This window comes from Streptomyces sp. NPDC059785, from assembly GCF_042732375.1.
In the GTDB taxonomy this organism is placed as follows: domain Bacteria; phylum Actinomycetota; class Actinomycetes; order Streptomycetales; family Streptomycetaceae; genus Streptomyces.
This window is the reverse complement of the sequence record NZ_JBHWHV010000069.1, coordinates 33419-54755: the sequence shown is the minus strand read 5'-3', so window position 1 is coordinate 54755 and position 21337 is coordinate 33419. Positions and strand designations below refer to the sequence as shown.

The following is a 21337-nucleotide window of genomic DNA, read 5'->3' as shown; positions in this document are numbered from 1 at the left end:
GTTCCCGCGTCACGGTCGCGGCGCCGGCTCCTGTGCCGGCGCGGCCGGTTCAGTGGTGGTTGCGCCGCCGCCGCAGCAGGCCCACCGCGACCACGGCACCCGCCCCGGCGAGCAGCACAGGACCGGGGTGGCGGCGGCCGGCCTGGAGGGCACCGGAGGCGGCGTTCTTCACGGGCCCCGGCGCACCCTGCTCGACCGTGTGCCCGGCGTGCGCCGCCTTGTCCTGGACCGTCTGGCCCGCCTGGGCCGCCTTGCCCTGGACCGTGTGCCCCGCCTGGGCCGCCTTGCCCTGGACGGTCTGCCCGGCGTGCGCGGCCGACGCCTTCATCTGTACGGCCACGGCGCCCGCCTTGTCCTTCAGCTCGGCGGCGCGCGCCTTCGCGCGGGACTTCACATCCACCTTGGCCGCCAACTCCTCGACGGTGTCGCCCAGTTGGCTGCGTGTCTCTTCTATCTGCCGGCGCAGCTCGTCCGGGCCCTTGGCGCCGACGGCCTTCGGCGCGTCCGCCCCCGGCCGGGCACCGGTCGTCCCCGCGGCCTCGGCACCGGTGTTGTCCTTGGTCATCGATGCGCCCTTTCCTTGATCTCGTCGACATCGGCCCTGACACTGCCCAGCGCGGTCTCGGGCGTCGGCGGCGTGGCCTGGCGCAGCTGTGCGCGCCCGGTGACCGCCAGGACGCCCGCGACGGCGAACAGCACTCCGGTGACGATGAGCGCCGCCGCCCACACGGGCAGTACCAGGGAAAGTGCGGCGACGCCCGTACCGGAGAGCGCGATCAGCCCGACGTACCCGACGGCGCCCGCCGCGCCGAGCAGTCCGCCGCCCCGCCCCGCACGCCGCCCCTTCTCGGTCAGCTCCTCCTTGGCGAGGCTCATCTCCTGCCGTACGAGCTGGGAGAGCTGTTCGGTGGCCTGTCCGACGAGCTCACCCACCGACTGCTGCCCGTGCTCCTCACGCACGGGCCTGGGGTTCATGGTCCCGGTCACGGTGTCCCGCCTCCTTACGCTGTGAGGACGTCCGGGTACCCGGACCGGCGCGCACTACCCCTGCGTCCCGCGCTCCTCGAGCCGCGCCAACTGGGTCTGGAACCAGTCGAGACGCGCCTGGAGCAGCGCCGCCTCGGCGACGAGTTCGGCGACGGCCGGTCCGGCCGGGGCGGAGCCGGCCGCCGGGGCGGAGCGGACCCGCAGCCCGTCACCGGCCAGCCGGGCGAACTCGGCGAGCGACAGCGACGTACGGCCGCGTACGCAGCCCGGGCACGCCGCGGCCAGGGCGCGCCAGCCGGGGCGGCCCCAGCCCGCGTCGGCCAGCGCGGCGGCCGCCGTGCCGCACGGGCAGGGGCCGATGGTCGCGGTCAGCACCCGCTGGCGGGCGTACCGGAAGCCGCGCTCGAAGCGGATGTAGGTGCCGAGGACCCGGACATCGAGCAGGACCGCCGCCCGGTGCTCGGCGGTGCACAGCAGTCCCTCGGCCTCGGCGCGGTCGTGCACGCAGTGGAAGCCGCAGTCGCAGCGGCGGTGCGGCGCGCGGTGGCGCAGCCCGTAGACGCAGCGCGCCTCGGCCAGCACGCCGTACGGCAGCGAGCCGCCCAGCGATACGCCGGTGAACCCGGCCCGGGTGCCGTCCTGGGACAGCACCGGGTGGGCGATCTTGTATCCGGTCGGCGGCTCCGTCGGGCGTTCCTCGGGGAGCCGGTACCTCATCGGCCGGCCGCAGCCTCTTCCGGGGCCTTTGCCGGGATCTCTTCCGGCGCGGGCGCAGCCAGTTCCCCGACCGCCTCGGCGACCTCGTGACCGGCCTGCTCCTCCGAGGCGCTCACGTCCTCCGCGAATCCGGTGGCGAGTGCTTTGCCCAGCCTCATGGTGCCTCCCGTGGTCCGCCGTCCTGTGGTCCGTCCCCGCCATGGTGACGCACCAAGGGCCGGGTTGGCACCAGGTCCGGTCCGCCGGGTGTTCCCCTGTCCCGTTCCGACTGTGCAGCGCAGCTCCCTCATATCCCGAAGCAGATTTAAGTGGAGCTTCACGACGGGGGAACGTGACACTGACGGCATGACGCTCTCAGACACCGCTCCGGCGGCCGTTCCGGCGCGCGTTCCGGCGCCTTTCGGCCGGGCGCTCTGCGCGATGATCACGCCGTTCACGCAGTCCGGCGCGCTCGATCCCGACGGGGCCGGGCGGCTCGCCGCGCGGCTGGTCGACGAGGGCTGCGACGGCCTGGTCCTCTCCGGCACCACGGGCGAGTCCCCGACGACGACGGACGAGGAGAAGTCCGCGCTGGTCAGGGCGGTCCGCGCGGCGGTCGGCGACCGGGTCCCGGTCGTCGCGGGCGTCGGCACGGCCGACACCCGGCACACCGTGGAACTGGCGCTGGCCGCGGAGAAGGCGGGCGCCGACGGCCTGCTGGTGATCCCGCCGTACTACAGCAGGCCGCCGCAGGACGCGGTCGAGGCGCACTTCCGCGAGATCGCGGACGCCACGGCGCTGCCGCTCATGGTGTACGACATCCCCGGCCGCACCGGCACCCGGGTCGAGCCGGACACCCTGATCCGGCTGGCGGAGCATCCGCGGATCGTGGCGGTCAAGGACTGCGCCTACGATCTCCTCGGTACCCAACGGGTGCTGGCCGAGACGGAGTTGGCGTACTACACCGGCTGCGACGAGTACGTCCTCGCCCTGTACGCGATCGGTGGGACGGGATACGTCAGCACGGTCGCCAACGCGGCACCGCGCCGGTTCCGCGCGATCCTCGACGCGTTCGACGCGGGCGACACGGCCCTGGCGGCGCGCCTCCAGCGGCAGGCCCTGCCGCTGGTGGAGGCGATGATGGCCGCCGGACTGCCCGGCGCGGTCACGGCGAAGGCGCTGCTCGGACGGCTCGGGCTGCCCGCCGGACCGGTCAGGGCGCCGCTGCGGCCCGCCGGCCGGGACGCGGCCGACGGGCTGCTCGCCGCGTACGAGCGGCTGGTGTCCGGACCTCTCTGACCGGCGCCCCGGCGGATGTGGCCCCCGCGGCGGGCCTGCCCCCCGACGGGCCCGACGCGAGGGCGGCTCTGTGGCGGCCGCGGCCCCGGCTCAGCGCTCGGCGAAGACCGGTGTCCAGCGTCCGCCCGCGCCGTCGTTGCCCTTGCGGAAGCCGCTGAGGGGTACGACCTTGTCGCTGCCGATGGTGATGAGCATCAGCCGGTTGTGGAACTCGTTCGTCCCCGGCTCGATGTCCCAGGCGATCAGCCGCTTGTCGTCGACCCAGGCGAGGAGCTGCTGCCCGTGCACCTTGTGCAGCCGCCGGCCGGTGCGCGCGTCGAGGATCTCGGAGGCGGTGGTCTTGTCGGTGCCCGCGAAGTCGCCCGCGACCAGCTTGCCGTCCGGGGACAGTCCCGCCACCACGGACCCCCTCCGGTACATCTCCCCGGCGGGCGGGCCGGCCTTGTTCCCCCGCAGGTCGAAGTACCGGATGCCGGGTTCCGTCGAGAGCCCCGCCCACACCCGGGTGGCGTCGTCGCTGAACTCGAAGTCCTGACGGACGTTCATGTCGTCGGTGACGCCGGAGACCCTGCTCCAGGACGTCTCGCCGGAGTCCACGTCGACGACGTAGAAGCCGGTCCGGCTGGTCTCGCCGTACCGGGGCATCCAGTCGTTGTTCTTGCCGTCGCCGTCGCTGTCGTAGTCCGCCCGGTACAGCAGGTCGGGGTTCTCGTCGTACGTCGTCGCGAGGAGCTTGGAGCCGTCCTCGGAGAACTCGACCGACGCGACGCCGCGGTCGACCGGGATCCACCGCTCGACCTTGCCGGTGTACAGGTCGAGCAGGCCGATCCGCTTGGCGGGGAGGTCGTCCTCCAGGACGGCGGCGGTCCGCATGCCGGGCGCCACGTCGAGGACGGACCACTTGGCGGCCTTCACGTACTTGCCGGTCTCCTGGTCGAGGAGCCAGTAGGTACGCCGGAGGACGCCGCGGTCCTTCGTCTGCTTGTCGGTGCTGTAGGTGAAGTACGCGGCCAGCGCGACGTCTCCGGCCGCGATCAGGTCGCGCGGGGGTGTCTGGTCCGGATGGGCGATGATGTCGCTGCGGTTCATCTCGCTGGCGAGGCGTGTGCCGTCGTCCTTGCCGGAGTCCAGCAGCGGCACCCCGACCGCGACGGCGACCACGGCGGCGGTGGCCGCGGCGACGGCGGCGAACCCACGGGCGCGGCGGCGGCGCCGGCCCGCCAGCACCTGGTCGGCGAAGTCGGGCCCGAGCGGCCGCTGTTCGCCGGCCTGCTCCCGGAGCGACTCGCGCACCAGCTCATCGACGTTCACGAGCGCACCTCCACGGGCGAGAAGTCACGGGACGCCTGCTTCTCGGCGTCGGCCGGGCCGAGCGCGGCCAGTTCGGGGGCGAGGACGCGCAGCCGGGCGAGCGAACGGTGCGTCGTGGACCGGACCGTCCCCACCGAGCAGTTCAGCAGCCGGGCCACGTCGGCCTCGGGCAGGTCCTCGAAGTAGCGCAGCACCAGGACGGTGCGCTGCCGCGCGGTGAGCCGGGCGAGCGCGCCGCGCATCAGCAGGCGCAGTTCGGCGGCGGCCGGGGCGTCGGTGTCCGCCGCCGCCTCCGGGGGTTCGGCGACGCTGAGTTCGCGGCGCGGCCACTTCAGCCGCCAGCGGCTGACCTGCTGCCGGTAGAGGACCTGCCGTACGTACGCCTCGGGCTCGTCGATGCGGTGCCAGCGGCCCGCGGCCTTGATGAGGGCGTTCTGGAGCAGGTCCTCGGCGGCGTGCCGGTCGCCGCCGCTGAGCAGTACGGCCGTCTTCAGCAGCGCCGTCGACCGGTTCGCCACGAATTCCCGGAAACTCTCCTGGCCTGCGGCATCCATCGTCACCTTCTCTTTCCCCGGCGGGCCCTGTGCCCGACCCCTGCGCTTCTTGTGACGCGTGCGCGGACGCACCGCTATGCCTGCGGGCAGGAAGTAATCCGAAAACTTCGATCAAACCTCGAGCGCCCTCCCGCAGGGGGTGCGGAAGGGCGCTCGAGGACGCGCCGGTGTGACCGGTCCGGTCGTCCGTGTCAGTTGTGGCTGTGCAGGATCTCGTTCAGGCCGCCCCAGACCGCGTTGTTGGGGCGGGCCTCGACCGTGCCGGTGACCGAGTTGCGGCGGAAGAGGATGTTGGAGGCGCCGGAGAGCTCGCGGGCCTTGACGACCTGGCCGTCGGGCATCGTGACGCGGGTGCCCGCGGTGACGTACAGACCGGCCTCGACCACGCACTCGTCGCCGAGGGCGATGCCGACGCCCGCCTCGGCGCCGATCAGGCAGCGCTCGCCGATGGAGATGATGACGTTGCCGCCGCCGGAGAGGGTGCCCATGGTGGAGGCGCCGCCGCCGATGTCCGAGCCGTCGCCGATCACGACACCGGCGGAGATGCGGCCCTCGACCATCGAGGTGCCGAGGGTGCCCGCGTTGAAGTTGACGAAGCCCTCGTGCATGACGGTGGTGCCCTCGGCGAGGTGCGCGCCGAGCCGGACCCGGTCGGCGTCGGCGATCCGGACGCCCTTGGGCGCCACGTAGTCCGTCATGCGCGGGAACTTGTCGACGGAGGTCACCTGGAGGTGCAGGCCCTCGGCGCGGGCGTTGAGGCGGACCTTCTCGAGCTCGTCCACGGCGACCGGGCCGAGGGAGGTCCAGGCGACGTTGGCGAGGAAGCCGAACTGGCCCTCCAGGCTCAGGCCGTGCGGCTGCACCAGCCGGTGCGAGAGCAGGTGCAGCCGCAGGTAGACGTCGTGGGCGTCGGTCGGCTTCTCGTCGAGCGAGGCGATGACCGTGCGGACCGCGACGACCTCGACGCCGCGGCGGGTGTCAGGACCGGTCGCCGCGGTCGCGCCACCGCCGAGCAGTTCCGCGGCGCGCTGCGCGCTCAGCCGCTCCGTACCGGCGGGTCCGGGCTCCGCGACCAGTTCGGGCGCGGGGAACCAGGTGTCGAGAACAGTGCCGTCGGCGGCGATCGTGGCGAGCCCGGCGGCCACGGCGCCGGTGGTACGAGGAGCAGTCGTGTCGGTCATGAGGGCAACCTAACCGGCCGGGGGCCGCGGTGGCGAACCGGTGCGCGGGGCATCTCATCGACCGGGCCACCCTACGGCCTACCTGCGGGAAGCGCCGGGGGCGGCGGGGCCGCCGGAGACGGCGGGGGCACCGGACCACCGGGAACGGCGGGGCGCCGGACCGCAGGAGACGGCGGGGGCGCCGGACCGCCGGGAACGGCAGGGACGCCGAGCCGCCGTAGACGGCGGGGCGGCAGGGCTGCCGGGACCACCGGAAGCAGCAGGCGCGCCGGACCGCCGGAGACGGCAGGGTGGCGGGGGGGCGGCAGGACTGCCGAGGCCGCCGGAAGCAGCAGGCGCGCCGGGCCGCCGGAGACGGCAGGGTGGCGGGGGGGGCGGCAGGGCTGCCGGGGTCGCCGGAAGCGATGAGTGCGGCAGGGACGCCGGACCGCCCGAGACGGCAGGGGCGCCGAGCCACCGGAGAAGGCGGGGGCGGCAGGACTGCCGGGACCACCGGAAGCAGCAGGCGCGCCGGACCGCCCGAGACGGCAGGGGCGCCGAGCCACCGGAGACGCTCAGGGTGGCGGGGGCGGCAGGACTGCCGAGGCCACCGGAAGCAGCAGGCGCGCCGGGAGCGACGGACGTGCCGGAGCCGCCCGAAACGGCAGGCCCGCCGGAGTTACCGAGAGCGGCAGGCGCTGCGGGGCCGCCGGAAGGCAGACGCGGCGAAGCTGCCGGAAGCGACAGGCGCCGCGGCGCTATCCGGAAGCGGCGGGTGCCGCGGGCCCGCCGGGCGCGGCAGGTGCCGTGGAACCGCCGGGAGCGGCAGGCCCCGCAGAACCACCCGGTACAACAGGCGACGCGGAACCACCCGGCGCCGTAGGCGTCGCCGTTATCAGGCGTGTGAGCATTTCGCGGGTGTATCGCTCGTCGTACGGCTCCCCCGTCAGCAGGACCTGGAGGCAGATGCCGTCCACCAGGGCGACGAGGGCGCGGGCGGTGGCCGGGTCGGTGCGGTCGGCGAGGCGGTCGGCGAGGCCGTGCACCCACTCGGCGGCGACGGGGCGCAGCACGGGGCGGCGGAGCGCGGCGAGGTAGAGCTCGTACTCCAGCTCCACGCCCGTGCGCTCGCCCGCGAGCCATTCGCCGGTCAGCCCGGCCAGTTCTCCGGCGAGGTCGACCCGGATGTCCTCAAGGGCGCCGCGCGCGGCGACCACCTTGGCGAAGCCCTCGTTCGCCTGCCGCAACGCGGCGACCAGCAGCTCGTCCAGGGTCGCGAAGTGGTACGTGGTGGAGCCGAGCGGCACGTCGGCCTCGGCGGCGACGGAGCGGTGGCTCAGCCCGGCGATGCCCTTGGCGCCGACGACGCGGATCGCCGCGTCGATGATCCGCTGCCGCCGCTCGGGGTCGTGGCGGCGCGGCATCAGTGCGCTCCGCCCAGGTTCAGCACCACGACCCCCGCGATGATCAGCACGATGCCGGCGAACTTGGCGGCGGTCAGCCCCTCGCCCAGGAACAGCATGCCGATGGCCGCGATGACGGCGGTCCCGGCCCCGGCCCAGATCGCGTACGCCGTGCCGACCGCGACCGTCTTGAGGGTCTGGGCCAGCAGCGCGAACGCGACGCCGTAGCCGAGGACGGTGATCAGCGAGGGCCAGAGCCTGCTGAACCCCTCGCTGTACTTCATCGCGGTCGTGCCGGCCACCTCGGCGGCGATGGCCCCGGCGAGCAGGACATATCCCATGCGTACGAGAGTACACATCGGTGCGTACGGTCGTACACAGAACACGTCCGCCGCCTCTAGGCCCGGAACTCCGACGTGGACTGGGGCTGCCAGGCGACGGGGCCGTTCTCCCGTACCCGGGTCAGCCGGTCGAGGACGCGCCGCTTGGCGTGGGCGGCCCGGCGCAGCGCGGCCACGCGGCGGTAGCGCAGCAGCTCGGCGGGGTCGGGCCGGACCGCGCCGGCGAGTGCGTAACCGTAGGAGGTGAGCCGGCGGCCGAGGACGTCGTCGCACAGGGCGATCTGCGCGGGCGTCAGGCGGGTCGCCCAGCTTCCCGCGCGGGAGGCGTCGAGCGCGCCGTGCGTGCGCCAGTGCCAGGTCTTGCGGGCGGGCACGGCCGACGCGGCGACCCGGTGCGGCTCGCTCATCTGAGGGGCGTACTCCTCGCCGAGGAAGCCGCACACGCCGCGCAGCTCCTTCTCGGGGTCCGCGAGCAGGTCCTCGAAGCGCAGCTCGTGCCAGGTGCCGGGGCCGAGCCTGCGGGCGTGGGCGCGGGTGGTGTCGGCGACCTGCGCCCAGGTGGCCACGGCCTCGTGGAAGCCGCGGTGCCACCAGTCCATGCCGAGCAGCGAGGCGACGCAGTCCCGGCCGTCACGGACCAGGTGGATGAACTGCGCGTCGGGAAAGAGCCGCAGCATCTCCCGGACGTGCAGCGCGTAGGCGGGCCGCTTGTCTCCCCAGCGGACCTTGCCGTGCGCCTCGGCGTAAGAGCGCAGCACGGTGCCGAGCGCCGAGCCGAGGGTCGGCGGCCCGTCGGTGATCCGCCGGACCACCTGCCCGGCGTCCACCCCCAGCTCGTGGAACCTGCTCGCCTCCCGGCCGGTGATCCACTCGGCGAGCCCGGCCCGGTTCGCCCGCTCGCGCAGGTCCCCGAAATCCAGCCGCCCCGCGTAGGCGGGCAGCACGAACCGGGTTTCCGGCGGCATCGCGATCCGCGGGTGCGCGTGCAGCATGAGCTGGAGGAGGGTCGTCCCGGAGCGGGGACAGCCGAGCACGAAGACGGGTCGTACGGAGGGAGGCGCGGTGGTCACGCGGCCACGCTGCCGTCGGCCGATGAGTCCGGGCTTGGAGGGGCCTGAGAACGGGATGTGAACCGGCCGGGCGACGCGCGAGGGCCCTCCCGGCAGCGCCGGGAGGGCCCTCGTGGAAGTCGGCGAAAGCGACAGGCCGAACGCTCAGACGTTGAAGCCCAGCGCCCGCAGCTGCTCGCGGCCGTCGTCCGTGATCTTGTCCGGGCCCCACGGCGGCATCCAGACCCAGTTGATGCGCAGCTCGTTGACGATGCCGTCGGTGGCGGACTTCGCCTGGTCCTCGATGACGTCGGTGAGCGGGCAGGCCGCGGACGTCAGCGTCATGTCGATCGTCGCGATGTTCGCGTCGTCGATGTGGATGCCGTAGATCAGCCCGAGGTTGACGACGTCGATACCCAGCTCCGGGTCGACGACGTCGTACAGCGCCTCGCGGACCTCCTCCTCGGAGGCGGGCTTCGTCGTCAGGGTCTCGTTCTCGCTCATGCCGTCTTCCTCGCAGCGTTGTCGGGCTCTTCCCCCAGGGCCTGGGCCGTGGCGTCCTTCCACGCCATCCAGCTCAGCAGGGCGCACTTGACCCGCGCCGGGTACTTGGAGACGCCGGCGAACGCGACCGCGTCCTCCAGCACCTCCTCCATCGCGTCGTCGGGCTCGATGCGGCCCTTGGACTGCATCAGCTCCAGGAAGGTCTCCTGGACCCGCTGCGCCTGCGACAGCTCCTTGCCGACGAGCAGCTCGTTCAGCACGGACGCCGACGCCTGGCTGATCGAGCAGCCCTGCCCCTCGTACGAGATGTCCGCGATCCGGTCGCCGTCGTACTTCACCCGCAGCGTGATCTCGTCACCGCACGTCGGATTGACGTGGTGCACCTCGGCGTCACCGTCCCGCAAGCCCCGCCCGTGCGGGTGCTTGTAGTGGTCCAGGATGACTTCCTGGTACATCGAATCCAGCTTCACGACCAGCCTCTCAGCCGAAGAAGTTCCGTACGTGCTCCAGACCGTCGACCAGTGCGTCGATCTCGGCCGGCGTGGAGTACAGATAGAACGACGCTCGCGTGGTCGCAGGAATTCCGTACCGCAGGCAGACCGGGCGCGCGCAGTGGTGTCCGACCCGGACCGCGATGCCCTGTTCGTCCAGGACCTGGCCCACGTCGTGCGGGTGGATGTCGCCCAGCGTGAACGAGATCGCCGCGCCCCGGTCCTCGGCCGTCGTCGGGCCGATGATCCGCAGGTCGGGGACCTCGGTCAGCCTGCGCACCGCGTACTCGGTGAGCGCGTGCTCATGGGCGAGGATCTTGTCCATGCCGATCGAGTTCAGGTAGTCGATCGCCGCGCCGAGGCCGACGGCGCCCGCGATCGGGGGCGTGCCCGCCTCGAACTTGTGCGGCGCCGGAGCGTACGTCGACGAGTGCATCGACACGGTCTCGATCATCTCGCCGCCGCCCAGGAACGGCGGCAGGTCCTCAAGGAGTTCCTGGCGGCCCCACAGGACGCCGATGCCGGTCGGGCCGCACATCTTGTGGCCGGTGAAGGCCACGAAGTCGGCCTGGAGCGCCTGCACGTCCAGCGGCATGTGCGGCGCGGCCTGGGAGGCGTCGATCAGGACCAGGGCCCCGACCTCCTGGGCGCGGCGCACTATCGCCTCGACCGGGTTGAGGGTGCCGAGGATGTTGGAGACCAGGACGAAGGACACGATCTTCGTCTTCTCGGTGATGACCTCGGTCAGGTTCGACAGGTCCAGGCGCCCGTCGTCGGTGAGGCCGAACCACTTCAGCTTCGCGCCCGTGCGCTGCGACAGCAGCTGCCACGGGACGATGTTGGAGTGGTGCTCCATCTCCGTGATGACGATCTCGGTCTCGTGGTCCACCCGGTAGGGCTCGTCGGCCCAGCCGAGCATGTTGGCCACGAGGTTCAGCGATTCCGAGGCGTTCTTGGTGAAGATCACCTCGTCGCGGCTGGGCGCGTTGATGAACTCCGCGACCTTGTCACGCGCGCCCTCGTACAGCGCCGTGGCCTCCTCGGCGAGGACGTGCACGCCACGGTGGACGTTGGCGTTGTGCTGCTCGTAGTACTCCGCGAGCACGTCGAGCACCTGGCGCGGGGTCTGCGAGGTCGCCGCGTTGTCCAGGTAGACGAGCTTGCGGCCGTCGTGGACCTGGCGGTCCAGGATGGGGAAGTCCTTGCGGATCGCCTCGGTGTCGAGGAGGCCCGGCAGCTGTGTCACTCGGATGCGCCGCCCTTCGTGTAGGCCTCGTAGCCCTCGGCCTCCAGCTTGTCGGCCAGCTCGGGGCCGCCGGACTCGACGATCTTGCCGTTGGCGAAGACGTGGACGTGGTCCGGCTTGATGTAGCGCAGGATGCGCGTGTAGTGGGTGATGAGCAGGGTGCCCGTCTCACCGCTCTCGCGGACCCGGTTCACGCCCTCGGAGACGATGCGCAGGGCGTCGACGTCGAGGCCGGAGTCGGTCTCGTCGAGGATCGCGACCTTCGGCTTCAGCAGCTCGAGCTGAAGGATCTCGTGGCGCTTCTTCTCACCGCCGGAGAAGCCCTCGTTGACGTTGCGCTCGGCGAAGGAGGGGTCCATGTTGAGGCGCTCCATGGCCTCCTTGACCTCCTTGACCCAGGTGCGCAGCTTGGGGGCCTCACCGCGGATGGCGGTGGCGGAGGTGCGCAGGAAGTTGGAGACGGAGACGCCGGGGACCTCGACCGGGTACTGCATGGCGAGGAACAGGCCGGCGCGGGCGCGTTCGTCGACCTCCATCTCCAGGACGTCCTCGCCGTCGAGGGTGACGGTGCCGCCGGTGATGGTGTACTTCGGGTGACCCGCGAGGGAGTAGGCGAGGGTCGACTTGCCGGAGCCGTTCGGGCCCATGATGGCGTGCGTCTCGCCCTGCTTCACGGTGAGGTCGACGCCCTTGAGGATCTCCTTCGTGGCGTTGTCGGCCTCGACGGTGACGTGCAGGTCTCGGATTTCAAGCGTTGCCATGGGTGCCTCAGGACTCCTGGGAGAGGGAGACGAGCACGTCGTCCCCTTCGATCTTTACGGGGTATACGGGGACGGGGCGCGTCGCGGGAAGGCCGGACGGCTTGCCGGTACGGAGGTCGAAGGCGGAGCCGTGCAGCCAGCACTCGATCTGGCAGTCCTCCACCTCGCCCTCGGAGAGCGAGACGTTCGCGTGCGAGCAGATGTCGTTGATCGCGAACACCTCGCCCTCGGTCTTCACGACCGCGACCGGCGTGCCGTCGAGCTCCACCCGGTGCGGGGTGTCCTCGTCCAGCTCGCTCAGGCCGCAGGCGCGAAGGAACGTCGCGGGGGCAGTCATCAGACCGATGCCTCCAGCTCCTCGTCGATCTTCGCGAGAAGGCGCTGCTCGATGTCGTCCACGCCGATCTGCTGGACCAGCTCGGCGAAGAAGCCGCGGACCACCAGACGGCGGGCGTCCTCGGCGGGGATGCCGCGGGCCATCAGGTAGAAGAGCTGCTCGTCGTCGAAGCGGCCGGTGGCGCTCGCGTGTCCGGCGCCGACGATCTCGCCGGTCTCGATCTCCAGGTTCGGCACGGAGTCGACGCGGGCGCCGTCGGTCAGGACCAGGTTCCGGTTCATCTCGTAGGTGTCGGTGCCCTCGGCCTTGGCCTCGATGAGGACGTCACCGATCCACACGGCGTGCGCCTCGTCGCCCTGGAGCGCGCCCTTGTAGACGACGTTGGACTTGCAGTGCTGGGTGTTGTGGTCGACCAGGAGGCGGTGCTCCTGGTGCTGGCCCGCGTCCGTGAAATACACGCCGAACAGCTCGGCCTCGCCGCCGGTGCCCGCGTACTGGACGCGCGGGTGCAGGCGGACGAGGTCGCCGCCGAAGGTGACGACCACGGACTTGAAGGAGGCGTCGCGGCCGACCAGCGCGTTGTGCTGGGCCACGTGCACGGCCGTGTCGGCCCAGTCCTGGACGGAGACGACGGTGAGCTTGGCGCCGTCGCCGAGCACGTACTCGACGTTGGCGGCGAGCACCGCGTCACCGGTGTGGTCGATGACGACGACGGCCTCGGCGAAGGCTCCCAGCTCGACGACCTGGTGGCCGTAGGCGACCCCGCCCTCGCCGTGCACGGCGATGCGGATCGGCTCGGTGAGCACCGTCTCCTTGGGGACGGTGATGACGGCGGCCTTGTCGAACGACGAGTACGCCTGGGCGGCGACGCGGTCGACGGGGGCTCCGGTCCGGCCGAGCCGGGCGTCGTCGCGGCCGACGGCCTCGACGGTGACGCCCTCGGGGGCCTGGATGTCGGTCTTCAGGCCGTCGCCGGAGGCCACGGCGGTGCCGTCGTGCAGTCCGCGCAGGCGCTCCAGCGGGGTGAACCGCCACTCCTCCTCGCGCCCGTGCGGCACGGGGAAGTCCGCCACGTCGAAGGACGGGGGCGCGCTCATGCGCGTGGCGACGGTCGACTCGGCGGCCACCGCGATCTGGCCGGCGGTCGTCGAACCGACGGGGATGTTCTGAGCCTCAGCCATGGCTGTCGTTGTGCTCTCTTCCTACGTCAAATGAGTCTTCGCGCTGCTCGCCGGGGGCGGTGTCGTGGCCCGCCCCCGGGAAGGCCGGGGGTCAGCCGACCGCGCCTTCCATCTGCAGCTCGATCAGCCGGTTGAGCTCGAGGGCGTACTCCATGGGCAGTTCCTTGGCGATCGGCTCGACGAAGCCTCGCACGATCATGGCCATCGCCTCGAACTCGCTCAGACCCCGGCTCATCAGGTAGAAGAGCTGGTCCTCGGAGACCTTGGAGACGGTCGCCTCGTGGCCCATGGACACGTCGTCCTCGCGGACGTCCACGTAGGGGTACGTGTCGGAGCGGGAGATCGTGTCGACGAGCAGCGCGTCGCAGAGCACGTTCGACTTGGAGCCCGCGGCGCCCTCGCCGATCTCGACCAGACCGCGGTAGGAGGTACGGCCGCCGCCGCGCGCCACCGACTTGGAGACGATGTTGGACGAGGTGTTCGGCGCCATGTGGACCATCTTGGAACCGGCGTCCTGGTGCTGGCCCTCGCCCGCGAAGGCGATGGACAGGGTCTCGCCCTTGGCGTGCTCGCCCATCAGGTAGACGGCCGGGTACTTCATGGTGACCTTGGAGCCGATGTTGCCGTCGATCCACTCCATGGTCGCGCCCTCGTACGCCACGGCGCGCTTGGTGACCAGGTTGTACACGTTGTTCGACCAGTTCTGGATGGTCGTGTAGCGGCAGCGGGCGCCCTTCTTCACGATGATCTCGACCACCGCGGAGTGCAGGGAGTCCGACTTGTAGATCGGCGCCGTGCAGCCCTCGACGTAGTGGACGTAGGCGTCCTCGTCGACGATGATCAGCGTCCGCTCGAACTGGCCCATGTTCTCCGTGTTGATGCGGAAGTAGGCCTGGAGCGGGATCTCCACGTGCACGCCCTTCGGCACGTAGATGAAGGAGCCGCCGGACCACACGGCGGTGTTCAGCGAGGCGAACTTGTTGTCGCCGACCGGGATGACCGTGCCGAAGTACTCCTTGAAGAGCTCCGGGTGCTCCTTCAGGGCGGTGTCGGTGTCCAGGAAGATGACGCCCTGCTCCTCCAGGTCCTCGCGGATCTGGTGGTAGACGACCTCGGACTCGTACTGGGCCGCGACACCGGCGACGAGGCGCTGCTTCTCCGCCTCGGGGATGCCGAGCTTGTCGTACGTGTTCTTGATGTCCTCGGGCAGGTCCTCCCAGGACTCCGCCTGCTTCTCCGTGGACCGGACGAAGTACTTGATGTTGTCGAAGTCGATGCCCGACAGGTCCGAGCCCCAGTTGGGCATGGGCTTCTTCTCGAAGAGGCGCAGGCCCTTGAGGCGGAGCTTGGTCATCCACTCCGGCTCGTTCTTCTTGGCGGAGATGTCCCGGACGACGTCCTCGCTGAGACCGCGCTTGGCAGAGGCGCCGGCCTCGTCGGAGTCGGCCCAGCCGTACTCGTAATTGCCCAGACCCTCGAGTTCGGGGTGAGCAGTCTCCGTGGGGAGAGTCATGCGGGGTTCCTCCCGGCCGTGCTTGCGGATGCGTTGTGGTCGTGGTGTGTCTTGGAAATCTTGGGGATGAACGTGGTGCAGACGCCGTCGCCGTGGGCGATGGTGGCCAGCCGCTGGACGTGCGTGCCGAGCAACTGGGAGAAGAACTCCGTCTCCGCCTCGCACAGCTGCGGAAACTGCTCGGCGACGTGAGCGACCGGGCAGTGGTGTTGGCAGAGCTGCTCGCCGGCCTGCGGGAGCGGCGCACTGCGCGCCGTAGCAGCGTACCCGTCGGCGCTCAGGGCCCTGGCCAGCGCCTTGGTGCGTTCCTCGGGGCCGGCGGCCTCGACGGCCGCGCGATACGCCTCGGCGTGCGCGGCGATCCGGGCCCGGGCGAAGGCGGCGACCGCCTCGCCGCCGCCCTCGCGCTCCGCGATCCAGCGCAGCGCGTCCGCCGCGAGCTTGTCGTAGGACTGGTCGAAGGCGTCCCGGCCGCAGTCCGTCAGGGCGAACACCTTGGCGGGCCGCCCGCGCGTGCGCGCGCCGTAGACCCGCTGCTCGCGCGGCTGGACCACGTCGTCGGCGACGAGTGCGTCGAGGTGCCGGCGCACGGCCGCCTGGGTGAGACCGAGCCGTCCGGCCAGGTCCGCCACCGTCGACGGGCCGTGGTCCAGGATCGACCGCGCGACGCGGTTGCGCGTCGAACGCTCACCGGTCCCGATCTCTTCCTGCGGGGCCCCCGCGGGGGTCTCCCGAGCCTCGCCCACGTTTTTCACAACACCATTGTTGCGTAATTCCTCAGAGCCTGACAACCCGCGTCCCCCGGGGCGGACGGTGCGCTGCATCACTTAGGTAAACCTAAGCTGACCTGCGGGAATGATCTCCGATCGATCAAACGGGTGGCGTTCCCGGCCGCTCTCCAGCAGACTGCCGAACGTGTCCGACCTGCCCGAATCCCCTCCGCCCGGCCCCCTCGTCACCCGCGGCTCGCTCGCCGCGAAGCTGCGCGATCTGGGGGTCGAGGCAGGCGAGACGCTCCTCGTGCACTCCTCGCTCTCCTCCCTCGGCTGGGTCTGCGGCGGCGCGGTCGCCGTCGTTCAGGGACTGCTCGACGCGCTCGGCCCCGACGGCACGCTGGTGGTCCCCACCCAGTCCGGCGACCTCTCCGATCCGGCGCAGTGGGGCCACCCGCCGGTCCCCGAACAGTGGTGGCCGGCCATCCGGGCCACGATGCCCGCCTACGACCCGCGCATCACGCCCAGCCGGGGCGTCGGGGTGATCCCGGAGACCGTCCGCACCTGGCCGGGCGCCCGGCGCAGCGCCCACCCCCAGACCTCGTTCGCCGCCCTGGGCCCGCGCGCGGCGGCGGTGCTCGACGGGCACGCCCCCGACTGCCGTCTCGGCGAGCGCAGCCCGCTGGCCCGGCTGGAGGAGAGCGGCGCCCGGGTGCTGCTGCTCGGCGCGGGCTACGACGCGTGCACCGCCTTCCACCTGGCCGAGTACCGGATCCCGTCCCCGGTGGTGGAGGCCGGGCGGCCGGTCTTCGGCGCCGGCGGGACGGCCGGGTGGGAGGTGGTGAGCGAGGTCCGCATCACCTCCGAGCGCTTCGACGAACTGGGTGCCGACTTCGAACGGGACAGGCCTGTCGTCCGCGGCCGGGTCGGCGCGGCCACTACCCGGCTGTTCCCGGTGGCCGACGCGGTGGCGTACGCCCAGCGGTGGCTGCCGCTGCACCGCTCGCGCGAGGAGTGGATCCCGGAGCAGGTCAGGGGCCCCGCCCGCCGGACCTCCCCGCCACGTCCCTAGACTTGCGCCTCATGCGAAGTGACCCTGTCGTCGAAGTCCGGGCCCTGGTGAAGCGGTACGGCGCGAAGACCGCCGTGGACGGTCTGGACCTGACGGCCGGGGCCGGCATCACCGCCGTGCTCGGACCGAACGGCGCCGGCAAGACCACCACGGTCGAGACCTGCGAGGGGTACCGGAAGCCGGACTCCGGCACGGTGCGCGTCCTGGGCCTCGACCCGGTGCGGCAGTCGGCGCAACTGCGTCCCCGGATCGGCGTCATGCTCCAGTCGGGCGGCGTCTACTCGGGCGCCCGCGCCGACGAAATGCTCCGGCACGTGGCCCGGCTGCACGCCCACCCGCTCGACGTGGACGCGCTGATCGAACGCCTCGGCCTCGGCAGCTGCGGCCGTACCACGTACCGGCGGCTGTCCGGCGGCCAGCAGCAGCGGCTCGCCCTGGCGATGGCCGTGGTCGGCCGCCCCGAGCTGGTCTTCCTCGACGAGCCGACCGCGGGCCTCGACCCGCAGGCCCGCCGGGCGACCTGGGACCTCGTCCGCGACCTGCGCGCCGACGGCGTCTCCGTCATCCTCACCACGCACCACATGGACGAGGCGGAACAGCTCGCGGACGACGTCGCCGTCATCGACGCGGGCCGGGTCATCGCGCACGGCTCCCCGGAGGAGCTGTGCCGCGGCGGCGCCGAGAACACCCTGCGCTTCACCGGCCGCCCGGGTCTCGACGTCTCCTCGCTGCTCAAGGCGCTCCCGGCGGACTGCACCGCGGTCGAGCTGACGCCGGGCGCGTACCGGGTAGGCGGCCAGGTCGACCCCCAGCTGCTGGCGACGGTCACCTCCTGGTGCGCCCAGCACGGGGTGATGCCGGAGAAGATCTCCGTCGAGCGCCACACCCTCGAAGACGTCTTCCTGGAGCTCACCGGCAAGGAGCTGCGTTCATGACCGAGGCCGCCACCACCGGTACGTACTCCCCGCGCCCCGGCGCCGCACCGCTCGCGCGGATGATCGGCGCCCAGGCCGCGCTGGAGACGAAGATGCTGCTGCGCAACGGCGAGCAGCTGCTCCTCACGGTCGTCATCCCGACACTGCTCCTGGTCCTCTTCAGCTCCGTCGACATCGTCGACACGGGCGCGGGCGAGGCCGTCGACTTCCTCGCGCCCGGCATCCTCGCGCTCGCCGTGCTGTCGACGGCGTTCACCGGCCAGGCCATCGCGACGGGCTTCGAGCGGCGCTACGGGGTGCTCAAGCGGCTCGCCTCCTCGCCGCTGCCGCGCTGGGGCCTGATGACCGCGAAGACGCTCGCCGTGCTGGTCACGGAGGTCCTCCAGGTCGTCCTGCTGACGGTGATCGCCTTCGCCCTCGGCTGGTCGCCGCACGGGAACCCGGCGGCCGTGCTGCTCCTGCTGGTCCTCGGGACGGCCGCGTTCTCGGGGCTCGGGCTGCTGATGGCGGGCACGCTCAAGGCGGAGGCGACGCTCGCCGCCGCGAACCTGGTCTTCCTGCTGCTCCTGGTCGGCGGCGGCGTGATCGTCCCGCTCGACAAGTTCCCGTCCGCCGCGCAGGACGTGCTCGGGCTGCTGCCCATCTCCGCCCTGTCCGACGGGCTGCGGGACGTGCTCCAGCACGGCGCCGGGATGCCCTGGGGCGACCTGGGGATCCTCGCCGTGTGGGCCGTGCTCGGGCTCGGCGCCGCCGCCCGGTTCTTCCACTGGGAGTAGATCCCGGGCGGGTGTCCCGCCCGGAGTGGAGCCCGGGAGTGGATCTTCCGGTGAACACCGGAACCGGCCGGAACCTCCCCCTCGTGAAGGCGTGCACAAGCTTCGGCCTACCATGGTGCGCGTGCCAAACGTGACCCGCGCCGACGTGGCGCAAGCCGCGCGCAACCCGCTCGCCTACATCGCCGCTCGCTGGACCCCCACGAACCGGACGGTGCGCCGGGCGGCCCTGTCCGCGCTCGTCATGTCGGTGATCATCGTGGTCACCGGGGGCGCCGTGCGGCTCACGGGCTCCGGCCTGGGCTGCCCGACCTGGCCCAAGTGCACGGACGAGTCGCTCACCACGACCAGCGCGATGGGCTTCCACGGCGTCATCGAGTTCGGCAACCGCATGCTGACGTACGTGCTGTGCGCCGCGATCGGCTGGGCGATCATCGCCGCGCGGTCGCAGAAGCCGCGCAGGCGCACCCTTACCCGGCTCGGCTGGGCCCAGTTCTGGATCGCCATGGGCAACGCGGTGCTCGGCGGGATCGTCGTCCTGGTGGGCCTCAACCCGTACACGGTGGCCGCGCACTTCCTGCTCACGACGGCGCTGATCGCGGTCGCGCTGCTGCTGTGGCAGCGGGCGGGCGAGGGGGACACGGAGCCGCGTCCGCTGGTCGGCAAGTCCGTGCAGCAACTGGTGTGGTTCCTGGTCGCCGCGACCGTGCTGCTGATCGCCGTCGGCACCGTGGTCACCGGCGCGGGCCCGCACGCGGGCGACTCCAGCGACGTGCCCCGGATGGGCGTCGACTGGGAGAGCGTCGCCAAGCTGCATGCCGTGCTCGCCTGGATCGTGGTCACGCTGACGTTCGCCCTGTGGTTCGTCCTCAAGGCCGTCGACGCGCCCGCGGGCCCGCTGCACCGCACCCGCGACCTGTTCCTGATCCTGCTCGGCCAGGGCGTCATCGGCTACGTGCAGTACTTCACGGAGCTGCCCGAGATCCTGGTCGGCTTGCACATGTTCGGCTCCTGCCTGGTGTGGATCGGCGTGCTCCGCGTCCTGCTGTCGCTGCGCGAACGGCCCGCCGCGGGCCTGGGCGTCCCGGGCCAGGCTTCGTCCGGCGCGACGGTCGGCGCGGGCACCGTCTGAAGCCGCGGGCCGTTCCGGGCCCGCGGCGGTCACTCCAGCCCGTACACCCGCCGCGCGTTGCCCGCCGCGATCAGCCCCGCCACCCGCCGGGCGTCCGTGAGTGACCAGGCGCCCTCGGTGACCCACGCGCCCAGCACCCGGGCGAGCGCCTCGCTGAAGAGCCGGGCGCCCACCACGTGCAGCTCGGGCAGCCCGTGCGCGCCGGTGGAGAAGAGCAGCTTGCCGAACGGGGCCGGCTCCAGGACCTCCGAGAGCACGGCCGCCGCCCGCGCGCCCGTGCGCACCACCGCGGCGCCCAGATCGGCGTAGACGTGCGGGAAGACGCCCGCGAGATGGGCCGCGTGCCGGTGGTACGGGTAGCCGTGCAGCAGGACGAGATCGGTGCCGAGGCCCGCGGTGGCCCGGGCGAAGTCGGTGAGCAGGGCGGGGTCCGTGCGCTCGGTCCGCAGACCGGGGTCGCCCGCGCCCGCATGCAGCTGGAGCGGCAGCCCGGAGGCGACCGCGATCCACAGCAGGTGCCGCAGCAGTACGGGGTCCCTGAGCTGCCCGCCCACCCGGCGCCCGGCGAGCCAGCGGCCCGCCGCGCCCCGTACCTCGCCGGGTCCCGGCGGCTCGGGCGCCAGCGCCAGCCCGTGCCGTATGCCCGCCACCGAGGTGAAGGCGACGCAGGTGCCCGCCGCGCCGTGCACGGACTCGGCGAGGTTGGCGAGGAACGACTCGACGGTGCCGGAGGTGTCGGCGACCTGTTCGGCGAGGAGTTCCAGGCGGACGATCTCGTGCGCCTCGGCCGCCCCCGCGGAGGCCAGCTCGCCGGGGCCGGTCAGGTCGCCGGGCACCCCGGCGTCGACCAGATAGGTCGTGATGCCGCTGCCCCGCAGCAGCCGGCGGCCCGATTCCAGTACGCCGAGTTCGCGGCGCCGGGCGAGGTAGCGGGCGGGGGCGCAGTGCGGTTCGAGGCCGAGCAGCGGCGGGCACCAGCGGCGTACCGCGAAGCCCGTCTGGGTGTCGAAGAAGGTGGTGCCGGAGGCGGGCGGGCCCTCGGTCCTGGCGAGGTGGGCCTCGAAGACCCCGAGGCCCAGCTCCGTGCGGAGCACGCCGTGGCAGTACTGGTCCACCAGGGACGGCGTTTCGATCATCCGGACTCCCCATGAGTGGACCGCGCCTTCTCAGGTCCTAACGGGTGAACCGGGCGTCAGGTGTTGCTCCCTCGCACCCCGTGCGAACGTCCGCCGTGTCCCGGGGGCACGGTCCGCCGTATCCCGGGGCACGGTCCGCCGTGTCCCGGGGCACGGCCCGCCGTATCCCGGGGCACGGCCCGCCGTATCCCGGGGCACGGCCCGCCGTGTCCCGGGGCACGGCCCGCCGTGTCCCGGGGCACGGCCCGCCGGGTCTCGCGGCGCGGCCCGCCGGGTCTCGCGGCGCGGTCCGCCGTCCCCGGGCCGTCAGCGGTTGCGCGCTCCGCCGACCTGGATCCCGGCCATCCGCCGCCACTCGTACGGCCCGGTCTCGACCCTGGCCGCGAGCTCTCCGTCGAGGGCGTCGTGCACGGTGATCCCGGCCCGCCGTACGGCCTGCTCGGCGAGGGCGTGCGTCGGGGCCACCAGGTCGCCCCAGGCGCCGTCCGCGCCGACGAGCACGATCCGGGCGCCCCGCTCGCCGAGGTACTCCACGTGTCCCTCGCTCCCGCCGTGCTCCTTGGCGAACGCGGAGATGTGCTTGGCGAGCCGGGCGGCCCTGCGCTCGGCCCTGGTGTCCGTCGCCGCGCCGTTCCTGTCGTCGACCTGCTGGGTGTCGTCTGCCATGGCCAGGATGCTACCGACGGGTAAAGGAAACGGCGACGGGCGGGGTACGTGGTCTCGACCACGTACCCCGCCCGTCC

24 protein-coding genes and 1 pseudogene are annotated in these 21337 nt (G+C 72.4%); 5 read left to right on the top strand and 20 right to left on the bottom strand.

Annotated elements, in window-relative coordinates:
* Window positions 1-49 precede the first annotated feature (49 nt).
* Genes ACFV6E_RS36335 through ACFV6E_RS36320 form a run of 4 tightly spaced genes read right to left on the bottom strand, consistent with a single transcriptional unit; the run spans window position 50 to window position 1862 of the window.
* Entirely contained in the window at window positions 50-565 is a 516-nt protein-coding gene (locus ACFV6E_RS36335) for a DUF3618 domain-containing protein (protein ID WP_385177519.1), read from the bottom strand.
* On the bottom strand, window positions 562-987 hold the full coding sequence (locus ACFV6E_RS36330) for a phage holin family protein (RefSeq protein WP_385177517.1): 426 nt from the start codon (window positions 985-987) through the stop codon (window positions 562-564). Before ACFV6E_RS36330 ends, ACFV6E_RS36335 begins: the two co-directional genes overlap by 4 nt.
* Window positions 988-1041: 54 nt before the next feature.
* Complete coding sequence (locus tag ACFV6E_RS36325) at window positions 1042-1704, bottom strand: hypothetical protein (protein ID WP_385467513.1); 663 nt, start codon at window positions 1702-1704, stop codon at window positions 1042-1044.
* Window positions 1701-1862 (bottom strand): hypothetical protein, encoded by a 162-nt coding sequence (locus ACFV6E_RS36320; protein WP_385177514.1) that lies wholly within the window; start codon window positions 1860-1862, stop codon window positions 1701-1703. Before ACFV6E_RS36320 ends, ACFV6E_RS36325 begins: the two co-directional genes overlap by 4 nt.
* A gap of 187 nt (window positions 1863-2049) precedes the next feature.
* On the opposite strand from ACFV6E_RS36320, the gene dapA reads away from it, so the two are divergent.
* Entirely contained in the window at window positions 2050-2982 is a 933-nt protein-coding gene (gene dapA / locus ACFV6E_RS36315) for a 4-hydroxy-tetrahydrodipicolinate synthase (RefSeq protein ID WP_385467510.1), read from the top strand.
* A 90-nt stretch (window positions 2983-3072) separates the two neighbouring features.
* On the opposite strand, the gene ACFV6E_RS36310 is transcribed toward dapA, so the two are convergent.
* The 14 genes and pseudogenes from ACFV6E_RS36310 to ACFV6E_RS36245 form a co-directional block, all read right to left on the bottom strand.
* Window positions 3073-4293: a WD40 repeat domain-containing protein gene (locus tag ACFV6E_RS36310; RefSeq protein ID WP_385467507.1), complete on the bottom strand. Its 1221-nt coding sequence runs from the start codon at window positions 4291-4293 to the stop codon at window positions 3073-3075.
* Window positions 4290-4847, bottom strand: coding sequence for a SigE family RNA polymerase sigma factor (locus ACFV6E_RS36305; protein ID WP_385177509.1), 558 nt, complete (start codon window positions 4845-4847; stop codon window positions 4290-4292). The genes ACFV6E_RS36310 and ACFV6E_RS36305 overlap by 4 nt, the downstream gene beginning before the upstream one ends.
* Before the next feature lie 191 nt (window positions 4848-5038).
* Complete coding sequence (dapD, locus tag ACFV6E_RS36300) at window positions 5039-6028, bottom strand: 2,3,4,5-tetrahydropyridine-2,6-dicarboxylate N-succinyltransferase (protein WP_385177507.1); 990 nt, start codon at window positions 6026-6028, stop codon at window positions 5039-5041.
* A gap of 872 nt (window positions 6029-6900) precedes the next feature.
* Window positions 6901-7431, bottom strand: a pseudogene (locus ACFV6E_RS36295) (TetR/AcrR family transcriptional regulator); the annotation flags it as partial.
* Window positions 7431-7751, bottom strand: coding sequence for a DMT family transporter (locus ACFV6E_RS36290; protein WP_385172516.1), 321 nt, complete (start codon window positions 7749-7751; stop codon window positions 7431-7433). The gene ACFV6E_RS36290 and the pseudogene ACFV6E_RS36295, both read right to left, overlap by 1 nt.
* 56 nt (window positions 7752-7807) lie before the next feature.
* The gene (locus tag ACFV6E_RS36285) at window positions 7808-8821 is read right to left on the bottom strand and encodes a sulfotransferase family protein (protein ID WP_385172513.1); all 1014 of its coding nucleotides are present in this window, start codon (window positions 8819-8821) and stop codon (window positions 7808-7810) included.
* A 144-nt stretch (window positions 8822-8965) separates the two neighbouring features.
* The gene (locus ACFV6E_RS36280) at window positions 8966-9304 is read right to left on the bottom strand and encodes a metal-sulfur cluster assembly factor (RefSeq protein ID WP_355790821.1); all 339 of its coding nucleotides are present in this window, start codon (window positions 9302-9304) and stop codon (window positions 8966-8968) included.
* On the bottom strand, window positions 9301-9774 hold the full coding sequence (gene sufU, locus ACFV6E_RS36275) for a Fe-S cluster assembly sulfur transfer protein SufU (RefSeq protein WP_385172510.1): 474 nt from the start codon (window positions 9772-9774) through the stop codon (window positions 9301-9303). The genes ACFV6E_RS36280 and sufU overlap by 4 nt, the downstream gene beginning before the upstream one ends.
* A 10-nt stretch (window positions 9775-9784) precedes the next feature.
* The gene (locus tag ACFV6E_RS36270) at window positions 9785-11041 is read right to left on the bottom strand and encodes a cysteine desulfurase (RefSeq protein ID WP_385172507.1); all 1257 of its coding nucleotides are present in this window, start codon (window positions 11039-11041) and stop codon (window positions 9785-9787) included.
* On the bottom strand, window positions 11038-11802 hold the full coding sequence (sufC, locus tag ACFV6E_RS36265; protein ID WP_385467504.1) for a Fe-S cluster assembly ATPase SufC: 765 nt from the start codon (window positions 11800-11802) through the stop codon (window positions 11038-11040). The genes ACFV6E_RS36270 and sufC overlap by 4 nt, the downstream gene beginning before the upstream one ends.
* Window positions 11803-11809: 7 nt before the next feature.
* Window positions 11810-12139 carry a bifunctional 3-phenylpropionate/cinnamic acid dioxygenase ferredoxin subunit gene (locus tag ACFV6E_RS36260; RefSeq protein WP_385172501.1) on the bottom strand — a complete coding sequence of 110 codons (330 nt, stop codon included), beginning with the start codon at window positions 12137-12139 and terminating at the stop codon, window positions 11810-11812.
* On the bottom strand, window positions 12139-13320 hold the full coding sequence (sufD, locus tag ACFV6E_RS36255; RefSeq protein WP_385172498.1) for a Fe-S cluster assembly protein SufD: 1182 nt from the start codon (window positions 13318-13320) through the stop codon (window positions 12139-12141). Before sufD ends, ACFV6E_RS36260 begins: the two co-directional genes overlap by 1 nt.
* Before the next feature lie 91 nt (window positions 13321-13411).
* A complete protein-coding gene (gene sufB, locus ACFV6E_RS36250; RefSeq protein ID WP_030933396.1) occupies window positions 13412-14833 on the bottom strand; it encodes a Fe-S cluster assembly protein SufB in 1422 nt (473 codons plus the stop codon).
* Window positions 14830-15588, bottom strand: coding sequence for a helix-turn-helix transcriptional regulator (locus ACFV6E_RS36245; protein WP_385172495.1), 759 nt, complete (start codon window positions 15586-15588; stop codon window positions 14830-14832). Before ACFV6E_RS36245 ends, sufB begins: the two co-directional genes overlap by 4 nt.
* Window positions 15589-15757: 169 nt before the next feature.
* On the opposite strand from ACFV6E_RS36245, the gene ACFV6E_RS36240 reads away from it, so the two are divergent.
* The 4 genes from ACFV6E_RS36240 (at window position 15758) to ACFV6E_RS36225 (ending at window position 19458) form a co-directional block, all read left to right on the top strand.
* Window positions 15758-16618 carry an aminoglycoside N(3)-acetyltransferase gene (locus tag ACFV6E_RS36240; RefSeq protein ID WP_385467515.1) on the top strand — a complete coding sequence of 287 codons (861 nt, stop codon included), beginning with the start codon at window positions 15758-15760 and terminating at the stop codon, window positions 16616-16618.
* Window positions 16619-16629: 11 nt separating this feature from the next.
* On the top strand, window positions 16630-17553 hold the full coding sequence (locus ACFV6E_RS36235) for an ABC transporter ATP-binding protein (RefSeq protein ID WP_385172492.1): 924 nt from the start codon (window positions 16630-16632) through the stop codon (window positions 17551-17553).
* Entirely contained in the window at window positions 17550-18329 is a 780-nt protein-coding gene (locus ACFV6E_RS36230) for an ABC transporter permease (RefSeq protein WP_385467501.1), read from the top strand. The genes ACFV6E_RS36235 and ACFV6E_RS36230 overlap by 4 nt, the downstream gene beginning before the upstream one ends.
* Window positions 18330-18441: 112 nt before the next feature.
* Window positions 18442-19458, top strand: coding sequence for a heme A synthase (locus ACFV6E_RS36225; RefSeq protein WP_385172486.1), 1017 nt, complete (start codon window positions 18442-18444; stop codon window positions 19456-19458).
* A 29-nt stretch (window positions 19459-19487) separates the two neighbouring features.
* Here the strand turns inward: ACFV6E_RS36225 and ACFV6E_RS36220 are convergent, their stop codons facing one another.
* The gene (locus tag ACFV6E_RS36220) at window positions 19488-20594 is read right to left on the bottom strand and encodes an amidohydrolase family protein (RefSeq protein ID WP_385467499.1); all 1107 of its coding nucleotides are present in this window, start codon (window positions 20592-20594) and stop codon (window positions 19488-19490) included.
* A 306-nt stretch (window positions 20595-20900) separates the two neighbouring features.
* The gene (locus tag ACFV6E_RS36215) at window positions 20901-21260 is read right to left on the bottom strand and encodes a hypothetical protein (RefSeq protein WP_385172480.1); all 360 of its coding nucleotides are present in this window, start codon (window positions 21258-21260) and stop codon (window positions 20901-20903) included.
* Window positions 21261-21337 lie beyond the last annotated feature (77 nt).